Below are 21,565 nucleotides of genomic sequence, written 5' to 3' on the forward strand. Positions count from 1 at the left end.
AGCGGCAAGATCCATACCGCTACCCCGCCGCGCCCGGCTGGCGGTGGCGCCCGTCCCGCTGGCGGGCCGCCCCCGGGACCGCATCCCGGTCCCAATCCCGGGCCGCACCCCGGCCCCAATCCGGGTCCCGGCCCACATCCTGGACCGGGCCCGCACCCGGGACCTGGACCTGGACCAGCCCCCCATCCCGGGCCCGGGCCGGGACCGGGTCCGCACCCTGGCCCTCCGCCGCCGCCACCGCCGCGGCCGCTGCCGCCGCCCCCACCGCCGCCGCCTGGATGGGGCTGGGGATGGGGCTGGGACGATGATCCGTTCTGGGATCTCGCTGCCGGTGCGGTGATCGCCGGCACGACCGCGGCGGTGGTTTCCTCGGCCACGCAGCCCGACGTGGTGGTGGTCGACACGTCCAACGCACCCGGTACGGTCGTCTATGCGCTGCCGCCGAACTGCCCCAAGGTCATTCGCAGCAACGTCACCTACTTCTCGTGCAACAACGTCTGGTACCGGCCGCAGTATCTGTCCTCGGGCGTCTCGTACGTGATCGTCACCGCCCCCTGAGGTACCTCCTGGGGCCCGCATCCCTGCGGGCCCCTTTTGCGGCTCAACGGCGCTGAGGACGCGCCGCGTCCATTTCGGCACGGGTGACATACCCGTCGCGATCGGCGTCCACCCGGTCGAAGCCCGGTGCCGGCGCCTTTTTCAATTCCGCTCGCGTGACCTTGCCATCGCCGTTGCGATCCGCCTCTCCGAGCAGCGTGTCCAGCCGCGCAGAGGCCTGCGGGTTCCCTGCCGCGCGCGGAAAGTCGGATCGGGTCACCACGCCGTCGCGATCATGGTCGAGCTGGTCGAATCGCTGCGATCGCGCTGCCACATACTCTGCGCGGCTGACGCGCCCGTCCTTGTTGGTGTCCATCTTGGCGAACATCGCCGCGGGATCGGGGCGCGGCGGCGGGTTCTGTGCGAGCGCCGGCATCGCGGATGCGGCAACCACGACGACGAACAGGCTGCGGTGTGACCGGATATGCGGGGTCATGGGAGATTCTCCATCTACGCTGTGCAAAACGCACGCTCGTGGCTTGTCACCTGCGTCGCCGCCTTCGCACCGGGAGATGGCGCAGATTCGTTGCCCACCGCTCCCTAGTTCGCGGATGCGAGCGCATCCGGTGCGCGGTCCGGACTTCCCGCCCGAGCTTCACGGTAGAACCCCCGATCCAGATCGCCCGTTCGGCGGCCCAATCTCGTCATGTCTCCGCTCCCCGCGCAGCTGCATTCCTTTGCCAGGCGCTGCTCATCCCGGTGGAGACAGAAAAGGGGGAGGCTGGGCTGGTTCGGGATCATTCCCGGACCAGCCCACCCTTCGCGGCGGCAGGGCCCAGGCTCGTGCGGCATGCCGCACTCGGTAGTTTGGCCTCGATCGCGGAGAGGGCGTGGGCATGTGGAAGGATGGGATCGCTCCACAGGTACTTCGGCCGTGATCGCCCTCGACGACACCGCCTGGGTTTCCTTGGTGGTTCCGCCGACGCCGGTTCAGGAGGTTGCAGCGGCGCCGGAAGGCGGTCCGACCCCGCCAGACGCGGAGCAATCGGTTGTTCCCGCCGCGCCCGCGAGCGATGCCCCGGTTCCGCCTCCGGAGCCCGTCTCCAAGGGGCTTCGCCTTCCCTTCGGCCGGGATCGCGCCCTCGCGCGGGGATATGAACTGCCGCGCACCGCGGGTCTGAGCATCCTCCTGGTGGGCAATCACCAGAAGCTGGACGCCGGCGATCTGGCGGTGGCGATAGGGACGCCAGCTGGCGTGGCCGGCCGGACGTTGACGCCCGTTCCCTTTGTCACCACCGATCAGATCAAGGCGCACAATCATGTCGTCGAGTTCAAGGCGGACGTGTGGCTGTTTCCGTACCTCAACCTGTTCGCGAGCATCGGCCGGACGAACGGGGGAATGGACATTGCCGTCAACATCGACCTGACCGGGCTGTTGCCGCCGGTTTTGTGCCGGCCGCCGGCGGACTGCAGCCGCGACCTGCGCTTTCACGCCGAGATCGACAACACCACCCTCACCTTCGGCGGAATGGTCAGCTATGGCGCCGAGGACTGGTTCGCCGCGTTGCTGGCGTCCCGCACGTTGAGCATGTCCAGCCGCGATCGTTCGGACATCACCAGCACCGACGCCGGCTTGCGGGTCGGCCCCCGGCTGAAGCTCCCCTCCAATTCGCGGCTGGCACTCTATGGGGGCGTCAACTACGTCGACCTCGACACCACGGTCGAGGGTAGCCTCTCCGGCGAGGTGCGGGATCCCGCCGGCGCCCCGCTCACGCTGCGGTATCGCACAAGCTTGCACAACCCGTGGAAGTGGTCGGGGCTGGTCGGCGCCAACTTCGAGTTCGCCAGGCGCTGGAATCTTCAGGCGGAGCAGGTGTTCGGCAAGGGCGGCGATCGCACGGTCGTGTCCGCCAGCGTTCGCTTCTGAACGCTTCTCGATCAGAATGCCTCGGCGATGCCCAGGTACAGGCCCGGCCCGTGCCAGCCTACCGCGACATCGAGGCGCAGGTTGACGTCGTTCTTTCGAAACGGCTGGTAGCGCACGCCAAGTCCGGCGCTGGGCAGCAGCGTGCTGTCATCGAGCACATGGCCAAAGGAGGGGGCGATCCCGCCCACGCCAAAGAAGGCGACTCCACCGAACCGTCCTCCCAGATGCTGGCGAACCTCTGCCTGCGCCGCCCAGCTCGCCCGGTCGCGGTAGCGCCCGCTCTCGTAACCGCGCAGATCGGCACCCGAGCCGAAGTCGCAAAGATTGTTGAAGGGCACGTGACCGGTGACCGCGCAGGTCGCCACCCGCGTCGCGAGCACGGTCGTCTTCCGCATGGGCACATACCAGTTGCCCAGGACCTGTAACCGCGTGTGGCCGAAGCTGTTGCCGAGAAACCCCGCTCCGACAAGCCAAGTCGCCGCGGCATAGGTCCCGGAATGCGGCTGCAGCGCGCTGTCGCGCGTGTCGTAGCTCACCGTCGGGCCAATCATCGAGAGGGTGCTGTCGAGTTCCTCCTCCGGAGGTGCGGCGACCTGGTCGACGTCGCCCCTGGGGTTCTTCCAGCGCGAATCGGCGAAGCGCCAGCGCAGGCCGATGCGATCGCCGTGTCGACGAGGTCGGCGGCGAGCGCGAACTCCAGCGCGAGCATCAGCCAGCGCGCAAAGCCCATCCAGATACCGCGCCGGTTTCCCGTCGGGTGCACTCCCGTCGTCACGTACCGCAGCGTCCCGTAGATCGCCACTCCTGCCCCGGCACAGACGGAAACGATCACCAGCGCGTCGAGCAGCAGCGAAACGCCCGCTGCAAAGGCATGAAACCAAGCTTCCATTTGCGTCTCCCGGCCCGATGATGGGGTGCCGGGCCACGCGGGCGGAATCGGGATTTCTATTGGCGTGGCTGCGGTGCCGATGGGGAGCGGGCCGCGTCCGTCGCTGCGATTAAAGGCAAAAGGGCGCTGCCGCTCGTCTCAGGGGTTTCCCTGATAACCTCCCGGCGGCTAAGTGCTCAGTATGTGGTGAAAAACTGTTCGACTGGCTTCCGGCGGATGGGCTCCCGGAGGCTCAAAAAACAGGGGAACGGACGATGACCAGCGAGTGGCCTCGAAAGAGGAGGGGCGGCAATGCGGCTTCAACCCCTGCCAAGTTGGGGGATGGCCCCGATCTGCTTGCCTTTCGGACGCTCCCGGTCCTGAAAGATCCGGCGCTCGAGCAACCGCCCTTCCGCAATCCGCCCGTTGCGCTTGCCGACCTCAATTGGCGCCTGCTGACCGGCGATCCCGGCACGTCCCCGCACGATCCGTGTGCGCGCCTGTTCGGGCACGTCGCCCCGGGCGACGATCTCCTCGCACGCATGAGGGTTTTGGCGGAGCGCGATCCCGCACAGTTCGCTCCGCTGCTCGGGGCGATGCGCGCCGTGGCTGCCGGGGAGCGCGCGGAGTCGATCCACCTTTACACTGCACCGGACGGGGGCGAGGAACGGCAGCAATTGTGCCTCGGCAGGCTGGAAATCGCCGGGGTGCCGTACCTCAAGCTGACATGGCTGCCGGCGACCGAGATATTCGCGCTTCGCAAGGAACGCCAGCGGCTGGGCCGCTTGCTGATGCGCAGCCAGGCCGACCTCATCCGGGCGCAGGAGCAGGAGCGCCAACGCGTCGCGCGCGACTTGCACGACAACGCGGCCCAATATCTGGCCGCGTTGAGCCTATCCATCGCGCGTCTGCAGTCGATCAACAAGGATCCCGCCGTCGCGGCGGTGGCTGCCGAACTGAGTGAGTTCCTGGCGAACTATCATCGCGTGGTTCGCGGAATGACCTACGCGCTCCACCCGCCGGATCTCCAGCAGCACGGCTTGAATGCGGCAGTGCATGGGTTGTGCGAAGGCCTGACGCGGCGCAGCAATCTCGCGATCGCTCTGCAGATCTATGGGCTGGACAGACGCCGGGGAACTGCCGTCGAGAGCGCCGTCTTCCGGCTCGTCCAGGAGGCACTGAGCAACGTGCAGGCGCACGCCGGGGCGGGTCGCGTGCGCGTGCGGCTCGTCGGTCGCGAGTGCTGCCTGCTCGCGGTCGTCCAGGACGACGGCAAGGGGCTCCCCTCGGACTGGCAGGATCGCCCGTCGATCGGAGTGGGTATTCCGGGCATGGCCCGCCGGATCACGGAACTGGGCGGCACGATCCGCATCCGTGCAAGGCGCTCTGGCACCGGTACCATCGTCGCTGCTGTGATACCGCGCAGTGGCGCGCAGGATTTCGTCTTTGCGGCGGGGAGCTTCCCGGCGTGAACCGCAGTGAAGAACCGACAGGTCGTCAGGCTTGGATGATGTCGTTGCAACTGCGAAACGGACCAACTCGGCAGTGGTGCGCAGCTTCAGTTTCTGCATCGCAGACGCGCGATGCGTCTCGACCGTCTTCACGCTGATATCCAGGATGAAGCCGATCTCCTTGTTGATCTTACCTTCGGCGATCAACTGGACCACTTCGCGCTCCCGGTGGGTCAGAGTAGCCTGGGTAGCTGGCGACGACTTCAGAAATCGTTCGAGGAGCGTTTCCGAAACCACGTCCGAGAAATACGGTCGCCGGACCGAGAGTGCGTCGACCGCAGCCAGCAGATGTTTCTCCGTATCGGACTTGAGGACATATCCGCGTGCACCAGCTCGCAATGCGTCCAGCGCGAGATCCTCACGATCATGCATGGTGTAGACCATGATCTCGATGCGAGGAAGTTCCAGCTTCAAGGCGACGGTGAGATCGAGGCCATTTAGTTCCGGGATCGAAAAGTCGACGATTGCAATGTCCGGCTTGACTGCTCGTGCATCTTCCAGAGCTGCCCGCCCTGTCGGAGACTCGGCGACGACACAAAGGTTAGGCCTCGTCTCCAACAGATTCCTGACGCCCCGACGCACCGCGTAATGATCATCTGCGATCAGGACTCGCCGAACCGGACTGCTCATCGCCGAAAGATCCTTCCATGTTAGAATGGAATCGGTTGTTCAGGCCATTCTCGATCTTTTTCTATTTGTATTTTCCGTTTCTATTTGCGCGAAGTCAATCAGAATTAAGTAATAATAATGGTGTAACGAACATTAACCCGTTCTGCAGCTTATACGATATCCGCGTGCGTTTCTTTTTGTTGCTGAAGTAGGCGAAGACCGCGCGCGGAGTTGCCGGGGAGCCCTGCACTAGGCTTCGGGTATGCGCTGACCAGCGATGGCTCGTTGCAGGGCGTGGCGGCAGATCGCTGTCCCTATCTGCCGCCACGCCGCGGTACGCGGCACGCACCCTGGGGGGCAGGTGCGCTTACGCACATTGCGGGCGGGGGATCTGCGTTCGCAAGGATCTTGGTCCGCCCGCTAGGATACAATGGCCGACGAACGCGCCCACGCCGATCGGCACTTACCCCTATAACGTCAGTCGGCTGCTCCGGAGGGGGCCTCGCGTGAGATTGCGCCGGGCGCGCTCCGTCGGAGCCAGGCTTGGTACAAGGCGACGATCACCGCGCTGTTCAAAAGAAACAGCAGGATCGCGACCGTCGTCTGCGTGCTGCCGCCGCTCGCCTGGCTGATCGCGATCGCCATGCCGGGGTGGCGGATCGCCGCGGTGATACCCAGCGTAGCCCGCCCCGTGCGATCTGGGCCGCCGAGCCAATATCCGGCAAGCAACGCGCCGAAAGCCGTGCACGCGAAGGCGATGATCGTGCCATCGCCGAGCAGCTCCAGGAATTCGCGCCCCTCTGCCCACAGCAGCAGCAGCACGAACAAGAGCAGGATCAGGTTCGACAGGATCTTCAGCACCCGGGCTGCGCGCCGGGCGAGCGCCGGCAGCAGCGCCGCGAACGCCAGCCCAAGGACGATCGGCAGCAGGCCCGACACCACCACGATGCGCGCGATCAGTGCGACCGGGGCATTCGCATGATGCGCGAAGAACGGGTTGATGATCACGACCGTCAAGGGGACCAGGAAGATCGCCAGTGCGATCAGCACCGCGTACAGCGCCAGCACGTCCGATCGGTCCGCACCGGATTTGAGGGCGTTGCCCGGCACCAGCGGCGCGAGCGGCGAGACCGACATCAGGATCAGGCCGGCGGCGACCGGCGGATCGAGCGCCATGATCTTCACCAGGATGAAGGCCAGCAACGGCACCACGACGTTCACGGCGATGATGGCCCGCAACAGGCGTGCCGGCTGGCGCAGATGCGCAAGCACGGATCGCCAGTCGCTCTCCATCGCCACTGCCGCGATCATCAGAAACAGACTGGCCTGCACCAGCAACCCGATCATCTGCTTAGGCTCCATGTGGGTCTTCCTCCTCAGCCGTGGCCGCTGGCACGGGCGTGCCGGCGATCAGAACGCCTCGCCGATACCGAAATAGACTGCGTGGCCGTCGATCCCGGCCGCGAAGTCCAGGCGCAGGTTGACGTTGTTGCTCTTCGACGCCTGGTAGCGGAGGCCCGCGCCCACCGAGGGGAGGACCTTGCTGTCGCCAATCTGGTCCGCACTCGGCGCCACACCCCCGACCCCGCCGAACGCCACCGCGCCGAACTTGCCGAACAGCTTCTGGCGAAACTCGCCCTGAAACGCCCAGGTGAAGCGGTCGCGATAGCGCCCGGCCTCATAGCCGCGCAGATCGCCGCTCTGGCCGTACATGCACAGGTCGTAGAAGGGCACGCGCTTGGACACGCTGCAGGTCGATCCGCGGAAAGCCGCGACCGTCGTTTTGGTGACGGAGGCATAGAAGTTGGCGCCGACTTGCAGTTTGTCGTGCGAGAAGTCGCTGCCCAGGAACTTGCTGCCGAACGTCCAGAACGCCGTCACGTAACTGCCGCGGCTGGGATTGAGCGAACTGTTGCGGCTGTCATAGGTCAGCGACGGCCCGAGCATCGCCAGCGTGCTCTTGAGCTCCAGCGGCGGCAGGTTCAGGTCCGGATAGTTGGGGTGCGGGATCTCGGCGGTCGAATCGACGTTCAGATATTCGAGCCGCACCCCGCCGTAGAGATGGTTGGCGAGGCGGACCTGCGCCTGGGCGAGGCCGCCCAGGCCCTTGTCCTCCAGGTCGACGTGCACGCCCCGGGCGCCCGCATCGGCGCCGATGCCATAGAATTTCAGCTTCGCGTCGGCATAGCCTGCGAACACCAGGAAGCGAAAGCGATCGTGATCCAGCGACATGCTGTGGAACGCGCCGGCCCCCTTGGTGCCAGTGCTGGTCGCCATGACCCCAACGCCGGAAATCCAGGGCTGCGGGGCGTCGTTGGGATTGTAGAACACCACCCCCGTCAGCATGGCACCGGTCCCGAGCGCCGGGTTCGTGAGCGGGATCGGCACGACCAGCAGGTCCGCCTTTTTCGATTTCGGCTCTGGCTCCTCGGTCGCGGATCTCGCGCGCGGAAGGGTTTCCAGCTCGTCCCGCACCTCGGCGATGGGCTGCTGCTGCGCAAAGGCGCCGGGCGCACCGAATGCTGTCGATGCCAACACCGACGCCAGGGAGAGCGCCCAGATGCGGCACCCAGCACGTACGCGCCCACGTCGATTTCGCATCGCTTCCTCCTGAGCCTCCGCCCAGACCTTAGGGAAGCCCTGTACCGCGGCCATCAGGATCACCCCGCAGGTCGCGGACGGAACGTATCCGACGTCAGGCGAGAAGGCGGGTCAGGGCACGGACCACTTCCGCCGCGCGCATCGGCTTGCGGCAAACGGGAATCTTGCGGTGCGCATGGGGGAGCGCCGGCAGATCGAGCCCGGTGACGAACAGGATGGGCACTTTCCGCTTGGCCAGCGCATCGGCGACCGAGAAACTCTGGCTGCCGTTCAGATCGATGTCGAGGATCGCTGCGTCCGGGTAATCGCGTTTTAGGAGAAGCGCGAGTGCTTCCTCCACATGGGAGGCCGGGCCCAGTACGCGGCCGCCGGCCTGCTCGATCGCCGCGCACAAATCCTCTGCGATGAAGTAACTATCTTCCAGGACAAGGACCACCCGGCCGCGAAGGACGTCTCGGATCATGATCAGGATCGCGCTTGCGGGCCGGCGTCGAGCGGCAGGTCGATGGTGCAATGGACACCATCGGGTTTGAAATCGTAGCCGGTCTTCGCGCCGAACTGGAACGGAAGCGCCCGCTCGATCAGTTCGCGCCCATAGCCGCCTCCGCCCGCCGACGGCGGAGCGATGGAGACGGGGCACGTCTCCTGCCATTCGAGCCTCACGCGTTCGCGCGCACCGCTCCCCTGCACATCCCAGCCGATCGATACCTGCCCCTCGTGCCGCAAGGCGCCGTATTTCAGTGCGTTGGTCGCGAGTTCGTGCAGCACGAGCGCGAGAACCTGTGCGGACGCGGCCGGCAGTTGCACGTCGACGGTTGCCGACACGCAAATGCGTTCGCGCGACCTTCCTGGTTCCGGATAGCCGATCGCCCGGAGTTCGGCCTCCACCAGTTCCCCGAGCGTGATCGGAGCATGGGTCTCGCCGCGCGTGAGCAGGTCTTGCACGCGGGCAAGCGCCGCCAGCCGCTCGTCGAAGGCTTCGATGAAGTCGTCCGACGAGCGGGTCTCGGCCATGGTGCGGCTGGCGAGCGTACGGATCACCGCCATCAGATTGCGCGCGCGGTGTTGCAGTTCGAGAACCACGACTTTCAGGCGGCCCAGCTCGTTCTTGAGCGCCTCCCTCTGCAGCGACGCAACGGGCCGGCGCCTCGCTCGGCGCGTGCGAATCGTGGGTCGGCCCGTCGATTTCATTTTTTCCCCGTGGCTTGCTGGCGCCAATCTGCGGTCCGGGTCCGGCTCCCGGTATCCCGGCTTTCCACTAGCGCCGGATGGAGAATGTACGGGTTCGGCGGCCCGAATCGGGTGTCAGCATTCCGAACCGCCATGCTGCTGTGGCGGCATCCTTGGAGCCGGTATCGACGGCGCCCCGGCCACCCCGTCATTTTCTCTGACGGTTGCGCGGGAATGCACTAGCTTCGAGGCATGGCCAGCACCCCCTCCATCCCCCTCCCCGGCCGCGTCGCGGACCGCCCCGCCGTCGATGCGGAAACCTTCTCAAAGGAAATTCTGCAGGAGTACCGGCCCGTGATCTTGCGGGGGCAGGTGCGGCACTGGGCCGCGGTCCGGGCGGGCGCGCACGGCGATCGGGCGATGGCCGAGTATCTCGCGGGTTTCGGCGGCGGCCGGCCCCTGGAGGTGATGATCGGCGCGCCGGAGATTGCGGGGCGGTTTTTCTACAATGACGATCTGTCGGGCTTCAACTTCCAGCGACAGCAGGTGACGCTCGGCCAGTTGCTCGGCGAACTCCTTCGCTTTGCCGAGCAAGACGTGGCCGATCCGCACGCGCTCTATGCCAATGCCGCGACGGCACCGGAGCATCTACCCGGCTGGGACGCCGCGAACGCGCTCGACCTTCCCACCGGAAATGCGCCGGCGCGGCTTTGGATCGGCAACGCCACCCAGGTGGCGACCCACTATGACCAGTCGAACAACATCGCCTGCGTCGTCCACGGCCGCCGCCGCTTCACCCTGTTCCCGCCCGATCAGATCGCCAACCTCTACATCGGCCCGCTCGACCACACGATGGCGGGGCCGCCGTCGAGCATGGTCGATCCCGACGCACCGGATCTCGCGCGCTACCCGCGGTTCGAGGAGGCGATGGCGCATGCCCAAGTCGCCGAGCTGAAGCCCGGCGACGCGATCTTCATTCCCGCGATCTGGTGGCATCATGTCCGCGCGCTCGACCGCCTCAACGTGCTGGTGAATTACTGGTGGAGTGCGGAGGCGACGGCGTCCCCCTTCGGAGCGCTGATCCACGCCCTGATGAGCATCCGCGACCTGCCGGCACCCGAAAAGGCGGCGTGGCGATCCTGGTTCGACCATTATGTCTTCGGGCCCGAAGCGGGCAGAGCTGCCGAGCACCTGCCCGCGTCCGCGCGCGGGATCCTGTCGACGGCGAGCCCGGCGCGCACCGAGCGGCTGCGCGCTTTTTTGATCCGGATGCTCGGCGGCCGGGTCTGAGCGGCTCCTCGCCTCCCCCGAGGTCAGGAGCGCGAGAAACTGTCCAGCAGCGTTGCCCGCATCCGCGCAGCAGTGACGGTGTCCGGGCGACCGAGAACGCCCTTGACCTCTTCGGGCAGGTGCGCCGCCGGCTCGCCGTTGCGGCGAAAGACGAGGTGGTCGAACACGGTCCGATACACTTCCCGCTGGTCTTCCGGCAGCGATCCGATCGCGACCAGCGCGTGGAGCAGCGCGTCATAGGGATTGCCCATGCCGGCCGGCGCCGGGTTCCACCAATAGTTGACGAAGGCGTTGACGGGATCGAGCGATTCCACCGCGTGCCACCAGTGGAAGGGGATGTAGATCGCATCGCCCGGCTCCAGCGTGGCAGACTGCGCCTCCTTCGCGGCGTCGGCAAAGCGCGGAAAGCGTTCGAGGTCGGGCGCATCGGGATCGACCAGGCTGATCGGTGTCCCGGCGGGGGTCAGCTCCAGCGGCCCCATGTACAGGTTGGCGATCTGGTCGGGTGGAAACAGGGTGAAGCGCCGCCGGCCCATCACGACGACGCCGATGTTCTCCATCAGATCGTAATGGGTGGCGACGCGGATCGCGTTGCCCAGCCACATGCGCGGGATGACGGAGGTTGGCAGCAGGCTGGTCGCGTTCTCGTCGGTAAAGCCGGGCAGGAGTTGCGGCAGCGGCACGGACTGGACCGCCATGGCATAAGGCCGCGCATGATCGCGATCCCGCAGCAGCCGGTCCAGGAACGGACCGAGCGGGCTCTGACCGCGGACGAAGTTCAGCCCCTTCAGATCGGGCGTGTAGAAAAAGCGCCCGCCGATCTCTGGCTCGCCGAGGATCGCGGACACGGGCTGCGGATGGCTGAAGCGCTTGAGATAGGCGATGCCAACGTCGGCGGACGCCTGCGCCGCCTTCACCGCCGGCCAATCGCGGCCTAGCCCGCGCAGGACCACCGGGCGTGCAGCCGGGCGCACCTCCTCCTCGAAGGTACGGCGGTCGATACCGTGGATCTCGGGCAGCGGCGGATAGGTCATGCCACCACCAGGCTCGGCCTGGGGTCGCAGCCAATCTGGCGAAGATGATCGTCCTGGTGCGGCAGGAGCGAGGCGGTGTCTGCGATAACCTGGCGGATATGCTCCAGCCGCGTCAGCGTCTCTGCATCGGAAAGCAGGTCGGCGGCCGGATGATAGCCGCCCGCTTCCACCCCCTGCCCCACCATCACCGACAGCCAACTCGTCTCGGTAAAGAGCTCATTGCCTTCCCGGAAGATGCGGCCGTTGGCACCGAAGATGGCCAGCTTGCTTGCGAGCCCCGGCGGCGGTTCGAGGGCGCGGCAATAGTCCCAGAACGGCGTATCGTCGCGCTCGGTCGCCTTGTAGTGCAGCACCAGGAAGTCGCGGATCTCCAGGTAATCCGAGACATGGGCGGCGTTGAAGCGGTCGATCTCCAGCTGGTCGAACCGGCGCGTCGGCCAATAGGTGAGCAGCCGGGCGATCGCCGACTGGACCAGGTGGATGCTCGTCGATTCCAGCGGTTCGAGAAAGCCGCCGGCAAGGCCGAGCGCGACGACGTTGCCCACCCAGGCACGCCGGCGGTGCCCGGCGGTGAAGCGCAGCAGCCGCGGATCGGCGAGCGGTGCGCCGTCGAGGTTGGCGAGCAGGGTTGCGGCCGCTTCATCGTCGGAAAGATGGACGGAGGAATAGACATAGCCATTGCCGATGCGGTGCTGGAGCGGGATCCGCCACTGCCACCCGGCACCGCGTGCAGTGGAGCGCGTGAGCGGCTGGCGGTCGCCGCCGTTCGCGCATGGCACCGCCACCGCCCGGTCGCACGGAAGCCACTGCGTCCAATCCTCGAACCCCGCCGCCATCGCGCCTTCGATCAGCAGCCCGCGGAAGCCCGAGCAGTCGAGGAACAGGTCGCCTTCGATCCGCGCGCCCGATTGCAGCACCACCGCTGCGACATGCCCCGTCTCCCCGTCGCGCTCGACGTCGACGATGCGGCCCTCGGTGCGGGTGGCGCCGTTGGCTTCCGCCAGCCGGCGCAGGAAGCGCGCATAGAGCCCCGCATCGAACTGGAAGGCGTAGCCGAGCTTGGACAGCGGCGAGGACGGCTGGTCCGGGCGCGGGTGCGCGAACCGCCCCTGAAGGCCGCCGACGATGCCCAGCGAATAGGCGTCAAGCGGCGTCGGATCGCCCAGCTCCCGGCCCTTCAGCCAGAAATGGTGGAACTCGATCCCCTTCATGTCGAGGCCGTAGAAGCCGAACGGATGCACGTAGCGATGGCCCGGGCGAAGCCAGTCGACGAACTCGATCCCCAGCTTGTAGGTCGCGCGGGTTTCGCGGACGAACTCCGCCTCGTCGATGCCGAGCATCTTGTTGAACAGCACGATCTGCGGGATCGTCGCCTCGCCGACGCCAACGGTGCCGATCTCTTCGGATTCGACGAGCTCGATCGACAGGCCCGGCATCTCGCCCAGGACGCGGGTGATCGCCGCCGCCGCCATCCACCCGGCGGTGCCGCCGCCGACGATCACCACGCGGCGGATCGCATCGGGCCTCACAGCGGATTGGCCGAGAAGTTGAACGGCGTCTCCGACGCAAAGGAGAAGTTCGGTTCCCCCGGCACCTCGGCGGGTTGCGGAGGTGCCGGCGTGTTCGCAAGCGAGGCTCCGGTGTGCCGCAGGAACTCCGCATGGGTCGGCAACTGCGCCGCCACGCGAAGATAACCCTGCCGCATCTCCTCCAGGGCGGCCGCCACCTTGTCCTCGTCCAGGGCGTCGGCGGCAGGCTCGTGCTCTTCCGGCACGATATGCTGGCCCAGGCAGACCGCGACCCAGCTGGTGGTCGCAAACAGCTCCGCGCCATCGCGGAACACCCGCCCCTTGGCGCGGAACAGGTCGATCTTGCGCTGCAGGCTCTCGGGCACATCCATGGTGCGGCACCGCTCCCAGAACGGCGTGTCGCGCCGCCTGGTCGCCTTGTAGTGGAGGATCACGAAATCGCGGACGTCTTTATAAAGGTCGCGCATCTGGCGGTTGTACTCGTCGCGCTCGACGGGATTGAAGCGCCGGTCCGGGAACAGCGAGATCAGCCTGGTGATGCCGGCCTGGACGAGGTGAATCGACGTGGATTCCAGCGGCTCTACGAAGCCCGACGACAGCCCCAGCGCGACGACGTTGCGGTTCCAGCCGAGCTTGCGTCGGCCCGTCACGAACGAGAGGTGGCGCGGCTCGGCAAGGGGCTCGCCCTCCAGGTTGGCGAGAAGTTCGCGTTCCGCGGCTTCTGCGGTCATGAAGTCGCTGCAATAGACCAGCCCGTTGCCCATCCGCTGCTGCAGCGGGATGCGCCATTGCCAGCCGGCACCGCGTGCGGTGGCGCGGGTGAACGGATCGGGGTCGCCGGAATAGCTGCTGGGGACCGCCACGGCGCGATTGCACGGCAGCCACTGGCTCCAGTCCTCATAGCCGGTCTCCAGCGCTTCCTCGATCAGGAGACCGCGGAAGCCGGAGCAGTCGATGAACAGGTCGCCTTCGACCGCCTGCCCGTTCTCCAGCTTCACGGCGGCGACATGGCCGTCCTCGGGGCGCAGCGCCACCTCGACGATCTTGCCCTCGATCCGCTGGACGCCGCCCGCCTCGGCATAGCGGCGCAGGAAGCGCGCATAGAGGCTGGCGTCGAAGTGGAATGCGTAGAGCAGCTCCTTCACCGCCGACTGCGCACCTTCGGCCGGGCGCGCGAACTTTCCGGCCTGCGCGGCGACTGCGCTCATCGACCAGGCGGAGATATCCTGCATCACCCGGCGCTTGCGCTCGCGCAGGTACAGCTGGTGGAAATGAATCCCGCCGAGATCATGGCCATGCGCGCCGAACGGATGGAAGTAGCGCTCCCCGATGTCGCCCCAGCCGTCGAACTCGATGCCCAGCTTGTAGGTGCCGCCGGTTTCGCGAATGAAGTCGTTCTCGTTGATCCCCAGCATGCGATTGAAGTTGAGGAGCGGCGGAATGGTCGCCTCTCCCACCCCGACCGTGCCGATTTCCTCGGACTCGATCAGCGTGATGCGGGTCACGCCATTGTTGAGAAAGCGGGAGAACGCCGCAGCGGCCATCCAGCCGGCGGTGCCGCCGCCGACGATGACGACATTGCGGATCATGTGTTCGTTCATCGGGTAATCCGTGCGTGTTGCGCTGCGTGGTGCTGCGCAGCGGTGGGGAATTGCGGCAGTGCGCGTGCGATCGCGGCGCGGTATCCGGCCATGGCTGCATCCGACTGGTGCGCCGGCGTGGCGCCGATCAGCGGGTCGATCCGGCGCGGTATCAGGCCCTGGCCGAGCAGGATCGCGAGCCAGCTGTCGCGCGTGAAGGTCTCCTCCTCGAAGAAGGGCAGCCGCCCGCGCTCGGCGAACAGGCGAAGGGTGCGCGCGAGGCTTTCGGGCAGCGCGGCACGCGGCTGCCAGAAGGGCTCGGGCCGCCGCGCAGTCGCATAATGGCAAAGAACGAAGTCGCGGACGCGCGTGACCTCGGCGACGGCCTGGCGGTTATAGTCGGCGATCTCGAGCGGATGGCAGGCGCGGCCCGGCATCGCCGAGATGATCCGGTCGATCGCGCTGTGGGCGAGGTGGAGGTTGGTCCATTCGAGCGGCTCGATGACCACGGCCGCGTCGCCGATCGCCACGCAATTGCGCAGCCAGGGTTCGGGACGCGTGCCTTGCCGGAACCCGATGGCCGGCCGGGGCTCGACCCCGCTCACCTCGGCGAGCAGTCGGTGCGCATCCTCGTCGCGCAGAAAGCCGCTGGCGTAGCAGAGCCCGTGCGAGGTCGCGCCCGGCAGCGCGCTTTGCCAGCGCCAGCCGCCGGAAAGCGCCACGACATCGTCCAGCGTCGACGGGGTCGCCGCCGCCGACGACGCCTGCATCAGGCGATCACAGGCGAGCCACGGTCGCCAGTCCTCCCACGCGGTGTCGATGGCGCCGCGCACGACACTGTCAGGCCCCGAGGCATCGACGAAAAGGTCCGCCTCGACCGATCCGCCATCCGCAAGCGCCACGCGCTCGATGAAGCCGTCTCCACCGCGAAGCCGCACCTCCACGACCTCGCCCGCGCGCACGACGACACCCAGATGGCGCGCGAAGGCTTCGAGCATGGCGCGGTAGCGTCCGATATCGAGCACGAGGCCTGCCTGAATATCCGCGAACGGCGATCCGGGCTCCGGATTCGGCGGAAGCATCCGCCCGGCCCGCGCGAGCATTGCCGCCGGCGAATGCGCGTCATAGGGCGCGGCCGACCCGGCATGGGCGGCACGCGTCCAGTGATGGTGGAACGACGCCGTGCCGAACGACTGCCCATAGCTCCCATAGGCGTGGACATAGGCCGGCTGCCCCTCGGCCCAGCCCTCGAACAGCGTTCCCAGGCGCCAGCCGCTGCCGGTGCGCAGCACCGCGTCTTCCTCGCGCAGCCCGACGTCGTCGTGGAACCCGATCGCCGACGGGAGCGTCTGCGGCATCCGGTCCGCGAGAGCATTGGCAGGCGGCGCCACCGGGACGATCGTCACCGACACTCCGGGCACGCGCCGCTTCAACGCGACCGCGGCGGACCAGCCGACGATGCCGCCGCCGACCACTGCGACGCTGCGTACCGGCTCGTCGAGCATCGTCACGCGGCGGCCGCCATCGGGCAGTAGCGCCCGAGATAGGAGAGGTGATCGGGCATGGCGGCCGCCGCCGCATGGATTTCCCCCTGCATCTGCTTCATGCCCGCGACGAGACTTTCGAGCGTCGGCCCGGACGCGCGTGGATCAAAGCCGGCGGGCATCACGCGCTGGCCGAGGTAGACCGACACCCAACTGGCATCGAGGAACGCCCCTTCGCGGTACTTCACGATCCGCCCGCGGCGGCGGAACAGCTCCATTTTCTCCGCTAGGCTGTCCGGAATGGCCATGGTCCGCACGTAGTTCCAGAACTCGGAGTCGGCGCGTTGCGTGGCGTGGTAATGCAGGATCAGGAAGTCGCGCACCCGATCATATTCCATGTCGACGACGCGGTTGAACTCGTCGCGATCGACTGGGGAGATGCGAGGCTCCGGGAACAGCTCCAGCAACGCGGTGATCGCCTGCTGGACCAGGTAGATGCTGGTGGACTCCAGCGGCTCCAGGAAGCCGCCCGACAGCCCGATCGCCACGACATTGTGCGCCCAGCTGCGTTCGCGCCGCCCGGCGGTGAACCGCAGGACGCGCGGGCTCGCCATCGGCATGCCCTCCACCGCGCTCGTCAACGCGTCGGCGGCATGCTCGTCCGAGAGGAACGCACTCGAATAGACATAGCCGTTGCCCGTGCGGTGCTGGAGCGGGATCCGCCAGCGCCAGCCCGCCGGCATGGCGACGGCGCTGGTGTAGGGAGTGACTTCCGTCACGGTGCGACACGGAAGCGCCACGGCTCGATCGGCGGGCAGCCAGCGCGACCAGTCCTGAAACGGCTCTCCCAGCGTCTTGCCGATCAGCAGCGACGCGAAGCCCGAGCAGTCCACGAACAGGTCGCCCTCGATCCGCCTGCCGCCCTCCAGCAGCACCGCGGTCACATCGCCGCTCTCGCCGTCGCGCTCGACATGGACGATCCTGCCCTCGGTGCGCTCCGCCCCCAGCCCCTCGGCCAGGCGGCGCAGGTAGGGGGCAAACGCGACGGCATCGAACTGATAGGCATAGCCGAAGGTGGACGCGATCTGGCGCGGGTCGGTGGACGGCGGCGCGAACCGGTTCGCCCGCGCCAGCGTGCACGCCATGGAGAATGCCTCGATCGGCGGAAGCTGGACGCCCGCGTGCAGGAGCCGGGCGTAATAGTGATGGAACTGGACGTCCCCGGCGCCACGCCCGAACGTGCCGAACGGGTGGATGTAGCTGTCGCCGATGCGTGCCCAGTCGCGGAATTCGATGCCCAGCTTGAACGTGGCCCGGGTGGTGGCCATGAACTCGGCTTCGGGGATGCCCAGGCGCTCGTTGAAGGCGCGGATATGCGGCAAGGTCGCCTCGCCGACTCCGATGATCCCGATCGCCTCGGATTCGACGAGGTGCACCTGGCAGCGATCGGGCAGCAGCTTCACCAGGGCGGCCGCGGTCATCCAGCCCGAAGTGCCGCCTCCCACCACCACGACACGCTGCCGATCCGGCCCGGTCATGCCCCCTCCTGCCCCTCTTCCTGCGCTTCGCTCTGCGGCGAAGCTTCCCCTCGCTCTTATCAGTCGCCGGACCGTTGGCCAGCGCTATAAGTGACTATAAAGCAACATCATCCGAAATAAAGTTAGCGCGAACATTTCTCTTGCGAGGGAGAAATCGCAGTCGTAGCCTCCCTGTTGAACGATGCGGCGCAGTATGACTGCGACACGACATCGACGTACATGGGAGGGGGACTATGCGCACCGATGCGACAGAAGAAGCACGCCTGAAGATCAGCGCCCGCAAGAAGGCGTTCCGACTCGGCGTTTCCGCGACGGCAATGTGCATGTTTGCGCTGGGTGCACCGGCGCATGCGCAGACGGGCGCGGCGAGCGGCCAGAACACGGCGGGCGGGACTACCGCCACCAGCGGCCCCGGGGCCGATCAGGCCGCACCACAAGATCCGGTCGAAAGCCTGCCCGATGATGGGGGAAGCGGGAACGAAGTCGTCGTTACCGGCATCCGCCAGAGCCTCGCCAATGCGCAGAACATCAAGCGCAACTCCGACACCGTCGTCGACGCGATCACGTCGCAGGACATCGGCGCGCTGCCGGATCGCTCGGTGACGGAAGCGCTGCAGCGCGTGCCCGGCGTCTCGATCAACCGCTTCGCCGGCAACAACGACCCCGACCACTTTTCGGTCGAGGGTTCGGGCGTCAACGTGCGCGGCCTCAATTTCGTGCGATCCGAATTCAACGGCCGCGACACCTTCTCGGCCGGTATCGGCGGTCAGGCGATCAACTTCGCCGACGTGCCTTCGGAACTGCTCGGCTCGGTCGAGGTCTACAAGAACGCGACTGCCGACCTGATCGAGGGCGGCCTTGCCGGCACGGTCAACCTCAACACCCGCAAGCCCTTCGACAACAGGGGCTTCCACATCGGCGGCGGCATCGAGGCGAACTATGGCGACTTCGCGAAGAAATGGTCGCCGACCGGCTCGCTGCTGATCAGCAACACCTGGGAAACCGGGATCGGCACCATCGGCGTCCTCGCCAACGGCTCCTATTCGCGGATCAAGAGCCGCGCCGACGGTATCCAGGTCACCAACTTCCAGACGCGCGACGGCGTCCAGGCCGCGACCGGTACGGGCACCAATACCACCGTCACCTGCCGCAACCAGCTTCCGGGAAACACGGACAGCACCACCTTGCTGCCGGGCACCATCACCGGCGTCGGGGGGGCCTCCTTCCCCAATCCGGCCAATGTCTGCGGCGCCACCGGGAGCGCCGGCGCGGATGGCTTTGCCGACCCGATGAGCCTGGCCTATGCGCCCATCGGCGGACAGTTCCGAAGCCAGGACTACGACCGCAAGCGCGACGGCCAGGCGATCGCCGTGCAGTGGGAGAGCACCGACCAGCGCACGGTGCTGACCGCGCAGTTCATGCGCACCCACTCCAGCAATGCCTGGGGCGAGCACACGTTCGAAACGGCGCCCGACCTGTCGGAGTACAACACCTATCCCGCAGGCTGTCAGCAGAACGGCAACGGGCCGCTCAACGGCGCGGGCAACACGACCACGCGTGCGGAGTGCCGCCTCAACGGTTCGGGTGAGTTCGCATTCGGGGAGAACCAACGCGGCAATGGCTATAACCCGACCGGCAATGCGTTCCCCAACTTCGTGTACGACAGCAACGGCCTGTTCCAGAGCGGGTTCATCACCCTGCCGGGCTCAGGCTGGCGCACGGCCTCCAGTGGTTCCGCTACCACCACGGTGCCGACCGGCGGCATGCAGCAGTCGCTCTCCCGCCGTCAGGTCTATGACGAGAACCTGGTCAAGGACGTCGGCATCAACCTGAAGATCAACCCCGACGATCACTGGTCGATCGGCCTGGACGTCGACTATACCTACGCCAAGCACGACGTCACCGACCTGAGCGTGTTCGGCTCGACCTTTGCCGACGAAGAGCTGGACCTGACGGGCAAGATCCCGGTCGTGATCCCGCACAAGCCGCTGACGCTGGCGGCGAACTGGGCGTCGCCGAACCCGGCGATGGCTGCCGCGAGCGATTCCGAATATTTCCAGAGCCGCGACTTCCAGTTCTGGCGCGCCGCGATGGACCACATCGAGCACAGCAAGGGCGACGAATATCAGATCAAGGGCGACTTCGCGTACAAGTTCGACGACGGCGAGTTCCTGCAGCGGATCAAGTTCGGCGCGCGCTATGCCGAACGTTCGCAGGACGTACGCTATTCCGCCTATAACTGGGGCGCGATCAGCGAAGTGTGGTCGGGTGCTCCCGTCACCTTCAACCAGGGCGATACCAGCCGCTCGTCGCTGTACAGCTTCGACAACTTCTTCCGCGGCAAGACGTCCGCTCCGCCCAGCGCCTATTACTACAACGGAGACCTGATCAAGGGCTACTCCGACGCGGTGTCCTTCTTCCAGGCGCAGAACGACATCTGGCGCGAGACGAATGGCGCGACGGCGAGCAACCGCTTCCTGGGTGCAGGCCAGCGCGCCGGCGCCATCCCGGGCTCCGACTTCCTGCCGTCGGAGGTGTCGAACGTCCGCCAGGAAGACTCCGCAGCCTACGCGATGGTGCAGTTCGGCAACAACGACCCGATCTTCGGCAATGTGCGGATGTCGGGCAACGTCGGCGTCCGCTACGTCCACACCGATGTCTATTCGCGGACGGCCACCGCAGTACCGAACCGGACGGAACTGGGCGTCGCCGACCCCTACTCCACCCGCTGCGTCGCGACGATCCGGACCTTGCCGGACGGAACGACGGAAACCGTCCAGCCGGGCGGCGTCTGCAATCTCGGCGCTGTCGAATATGAGCGGCTGCGCGAGTTCGCGGTCGACGGCTATGCCGCCGTGCCAGCCTCGTTCAAGAACAGCTACAGCTACTTCCTGCCCAGTGCGAACCTGAAGTTCGGCCTGACCAACGACCTGATCCTGCGCCTCGCCGGGTCGAAGGTGCTGACCCGTCCGGACTTCGCCAACATCCGGCCCTATGTCACCTATGCGCTGGAACCTGGCTCCGGCACCGTCACCATCAATGCGGGCAATCCGAACCTGAAGCCCGCGACCGCGTGGCAGTTCGACGTGACGCTGGAATGGTATTTCGGCCGGGTGGGGCAGCTGTCGTTCGACGCCTTCTACAAGACCGTGGACGGCTTCTTCTACCAGTCGCTCGTCAACCGCTCCGTCACCAACAACGGCATCACCCAGAACATCCAGGCGCGCGGTCCGGAGAATTACGACGGAAAGGGCAAGATCAAGGGCTTCGAGGTCGCCTATCAGCAGACCTTCGACTTCCTGCCGGGGGCGCTCAGCGGACTGGGCTTCAACGGCAACTACACCTACATCGACAGCTCCGGACTTCCGAATTCCTTCCTGAACGGGGGAACGCCTTCGTCCAACTCGACGGTCGCGAAGGGGAATTTGCCGCTCGAGGGGCTTTCCAAGCACAACGTCAACGCGACGCTGTTCTACGAAAAGGGGCCGATCTCCCTTCGCGCCGCGTACAACTGGCGATCCCGCTTCCTCCTGACGGCGGCGGACGTGATCTTCCCGTACACGTCGATCTTCAACGACGATACCGGCCAGCTCGACGCGTCGGCGTTCATCAACATCAACAAGTGGGTGAAGCTGGGCGTGCAGGGGGTGAACCTCACGAACACGACGACGAAGCTTCTTCAGGCGTACAAGTCGGGATCCAACGATCTTGCGCCCCGGTCCTTTTTCACGAACGACCGGCGCTACTCGATCATCCTGCGCGCGAACTACTAAGACCAGCCCATCGAAACGCGAAGGGAGGCGGTGCTACGGCGCCGCCTCCCTTTTCTTTGCCAGCCTTTGCTGAAGTCCCAGGATACTCGGGCCCGGTGGTTTACCGCCGCTCCT

17 protein-coding genes and 1 pseudogene are annotated in these 21,565 nt (G+C 66.6%); 5 read left to right on the plus strand and 13 right to left on the minus strand.

Going from position 1 to position 21,565, the window contains the following annotated elements:
- Positions 1 to 336 precede the first annotated feature (336 nt).
- Positions 337 to 558 (plus strand): hypothetical protein, encoded by a 222-nt coding sequence (locus tag EDF69_RS19500; RefSeq protein WP_132884165.1) that lies wholly within the window; start codon positions 337 to 339, stop codon positions 556 to 558.
- Between the two features lie 43 nt (positions 559 to 601).
- Here EDF69_RS19500 and EDF69_RS01455 read toward each other — a convergent pair whose 3' ends face one another.
- Positions 602 to 1,033 (minus strand): EF-hand domain-containing protein, encoded by a 432-nt coding sequence (locus tag EDF69_RS01455; protein ID WP_132884166.1) that lies wholly within the window; start codon positions 1,031 to 1,033, stop codon positions 602 to 604.
- 438 nt (positions 1,034 to 1,471) lie between these two features.
- On the opposite strand from EDF69_RS01455, the gene EDF69_RS01460 reads away from it, so the two are divergent.
- Positions 1,472 to 2,464: a porin family protein gene (locus EDF69_RS01460; RefSeq protein ID WP_132884167.1), complete on the plus strand. Its 993-nt coding sequence runs from the start codon at positions 1,472 to 1,474 to the stop codon at positions 2,462 to 2,464.
- Positions 2,465 to 2,475: 11 nt separating this feature from the next.
- Here EDF69_RS01460 and EDF69_RS01465 read toward each other — a convergent pair whose 3' ends face one another.
- Positions 2,476 to 3,120 carry a BamA/TamA family outer membrane protein gene (locus EDF69_RS01465; protein WP_339538693.1) on the minus strand — a complete coding sequence of 215 codons (645 nt, stop codon included), beginning with the start codon at positions 3,118 to 3,120 and terminating at the stop codon, positions 2,476 to 2,478.
- The gene (locus EDF69_RS01470) at positions 3,012 to 3,353 is read right to left on the minus strand and encodes a DUF1622 domain-containing protein (RefSeq protein WP_165890067.1); all 342 of its coding nucleotides are present in this window, start codon (positions 3,351 to 3,353) and stop codon (positions 3,012 to 3,014) included. Before EDF69_RS01470 ends, EDF69_RS01465 begins: the two co-directional genes overlap by 109 nt.
- 254 nt (positions 3,354 to 3,607) lie before the next feature.
- On the opposite strand from EDF69_RS01470, the gene EDF69_RS01475 reads away from it, so the two are divergent.
- Positions 3,608 to 4,804 (plus strand): sensor histidine kinase, encoded by a 1,197-nt coding sequence (locus EDF69_RS01475; RefSeq protein ID WP_132884169.1) that lies wholly within the window; start codon positions 3,608 to 3,610, stop codon positions 4,802 to 4,804.
- A 111-nt stretch (positions 4,805 to 4,915) separates the two neighbouring features.
- Here EDF69_RS01475 and EDF69_RS01480 read toward each other — a convergent pair.
- The 5 genes and pseudogenes from EDF69_RS01480 to EDF69_RS01500 form a co-directional block, all read right to left on the minus strand.
- Positions 4,916 to 5,473, minus strand: a pseudogene (locus EDF69_RS01480) (response regulator); the annotation flags it as partial.
- Positions 5,474 to 5,929: 456 nt separating this feature from the next.
- On the minus strand, positions 5,930 to 6,814 hold the full coding sequence (locus EDF69_RS01485) for a hypothetical protein (RefSeq protein WP_132884170.1): 885 nt from the start codon (positions 6,812 to 6,814) through the stop codon (positions 5,930 to 5,932).
- 48 nt (positions 6,815 to 6,862) lie between these two features.
- Positions 6,863 to 7,987, minus strand: a complete 1,125-nt coding sequence (locus EDF69_RS01490; RefSeq protein WP_204991287.1) for a BamA/TamA family outer membrane protein — start codon at positions 7,985 to 7,987, stop codon at positions 6,863 to 6,865.
- Between the two features lie 160 nt (positions 7,988 to 8,147).
- On the minus strand, positions 8,148 to 8,516 hold the full coding sequence (locus tag EDF69_RS01495) for a response regulator (protein WP_165890069.1): 369 nt from the start codon (positions 8,514 to 8,516) through the stop codon (positions 8,148 to 8,150).
- 2 nt (positions 8,517 to 8,518) lie between these two features.
- Positions 8,519 to 9,244, minus strand: a complete 726-nt coding sequence (locus EDF69_RS01500) for a sensor histidine kinase (RefSeq protein WP_132884173.1) — start codon at positions 9,242 to 9,244, stop codon at positions 8,519 to 8,521.
- 231 nt (positions 9,245 to 9,475) lie between these two features.
- On the opposite strand from EDF69_RS01500, the gene EDF69_RS01505 reads away from it, so the two are divergent.
- Positions 9,476 to 10,513, plus strand: a complete 1,038-nt coding sequence (locus tag EDF69_RS01505) for a cupin-like domain-containing protein (protein ID WP_132884174.1) — start codon at positions 9,476 to 9,478, stop codon at positions 10,511 to 10,513.
- A gap of 23 nt (positions 10,514 to 10,536) precedes the next feature.
- Here the strand turns inward: EDF69_RS01505 and EDF69_RS01510 are convergent, their stop codons facing one another.
- The 5 genes from EDF69_RS01510 to EDF69_RS01530 are packed head-to-tail and all read right to left on the minus strand — an operon-like array spanning position 10,537 to position 17,678.
- Positions 10,537 to 11,547 (minus strand): cupin-like domain-containing protein, encoded by a 1,011-nt coding sequence (locus EDF69_RS01510; protein ID WP_132884175.1) that lies wholly within the window; start codon positions 11,545 to 11,547, stop codon positions 10,537 to 10,539.
- The gene (locus EDF69_RS01515) at positions 11,544 to 13,076 is read right to left on the minus strand and encodes a tryptophan 7-halogenase (RefSeq protein WP_132884176.1); all 1,533 of its coding nucleotides are present in this window, start codon (positions 13,074 to 13,076) and stop codon (positions 11,544 to 11,546) included. The genes EDF69_RS01510 and EDF69_RS01515 overlap by 4 nt, the downstream gene beginning before the upstream one ends.
- The gene (locus tag EDF69_RS01520; RefSeq protein WP_132884177.1) at positions 13,073 to 14,677 is read right to left on the minus strand and encodes a tryptophan halogenase family protein; all 1,605 of its coding nucleotides are present in this window, start codon (positions 14,675 to 14,677) and stop codon (positions 13,073 to 13,075) included. The genes EDF69_RS01515 and EDF69_RS01520 overlap by 4 nt, the downstream gene beginning before the upstream one ends.
- Positions 14,674 to 16,161 (minus strand): tryptophan 7-halogenase, encoded by a 1,488-nt coding sequence (locus EDF69_RS01525; RefSeq protein ID WP_132884202.1) that lies wholly within the window; start codon positions 16,159 to 16,161, stop codon positions 14,674 to 14,676. Before EDF69_RS01525 ends, EDF69_RS01520 begins: the two co-directional genes overlap by 4 nt.
- A 2-nt stretch (positions 16,162 to 16,163) precedes the next feature.
- Positions 16,164 to 17,678: a tryptophan halogenase family protein gene (locus EDF69_RS01530; protein ID WP_132884178.1), complete on the minus strand. Its 1,515-nt coding sequence runs from the start codon at positions 17,676 to 17,678 to the stop codon at positions 16,164 to 16,166.
- Positions 17,679 to 17,911: 233 nt separating this feature from the next.
- On the opposite strand from EDF69_RS01530, the gene EDF69_RS01535 reads away from it, so the two are divergent.
- A complete protein-coding gene (locus tag EDF69_RS01535) occupies positions 17,912 to 21,451 on the plus strand; it encodes a TonB-dependent receptor (RefSeq protein WP_339537594.1) in 3,540 nt (1,179 codons plus the stop codon).
- The last annotated feature ends 114 nt before the right edge of the window (positions 21,452 to 21,565 follow it).

The sequence above is a fragment of the Sphingomonas sp. JUb134 genome (genome assembly GCF_004341505.2).
Lineage (GTDB): Bacteria > Pseudomonadota > Alphaproteobacteria > Sphingomonadales > Sphingomonadaceae > Sphingomonas.

Bases quoted from the DNA above. Each gene is read 5' to 3' on its own strand.
- EDF69_RS01505 (WP_132884174.1), top strand. From the start codon at position 9,476: ATGGCCAGCACCCCCTCCATCCCCCTCCCCGGCCGCGTCGCGGACCGC.
- EDF69_RS01495 (WP_165890069.1), bottom strand. From the start codon at position 8,516: ATGATCCGAGACGTCCTTCGCGGCCGGGTGGTCCTTGTCCTGGAAGAT.
- EDF69_RS01510 (WP_132884175.1), bottom strand. From the start codon at position 11,547: ATGACCTATCCGCCGCTGCCCGAGATCCACGGTATCGACCGCCGTACC.
- EDF69_RS01455 (WP_132884166.1), bottom strand. From the start codon at position 1,033: ATGACCCCGCATATCCGGTCACACCGCAGCCTGTTCGTCGTCGTGGTT.
- EDF69_RS01475 (WP_132884169.1), top strand. From the start codon at position 3,608: ATGACCAGCGAGTGGCCTCGAAAGAGGAGGGGCGGCAATGCGGCTTCA.
- EDF69_RS01520 (WP_132884177.1), bottom strand. From the start codon at position 14,677: ATGAACGAACACATGATCCGCAATGTCGTCATCGTCGGCGGCGGCACC.
- EDF69_RS01535 (WP_339537594.1), top strand. From the start codon at position 17,912: ATGCGCACCGATGCGACAGAAGAAGCACGCCTGAAGATCAGCGCCCGC.
- EDF69_RS01485 (WP_132884170.1), bottom strand. From the start codon at position 6,814: ATGGAGCCTAAGCAGATGATCGGGTTGCTGGTGCAGGCCAGTCTGTTT.
- EDF69_RS01500 (WP_132884173.1), bottom strand. From the start codon at position 9,244: ATGAAATCGACGGGCCGACCCACGATTCGCACGCGCCGAGCGAGGCGC.
- EDF69_RS01470 (WP_165890067.1), bottom strand. From the start codon at position 3,353: ATGGAAGCTTGGTTTCATGCCTTTGCAGCGGGCGTTTCGCTGCTGCTC.
- EDF69_RS01525 (WP_132884202.1), bottom strand. From the start codon at position 16,161: ATGCTCGACGAGCCGGTACGCAGCGTCGCAGTGGTCGGCGGCGGCATC.
- EDF69_RS01530 (WP_132884178.1), bottom strand. From the start codon at position 17,678: ATGACCGGGCCGGATCGGCAGCGTGTCGTGGTGGTGGGAGGCGGCACT.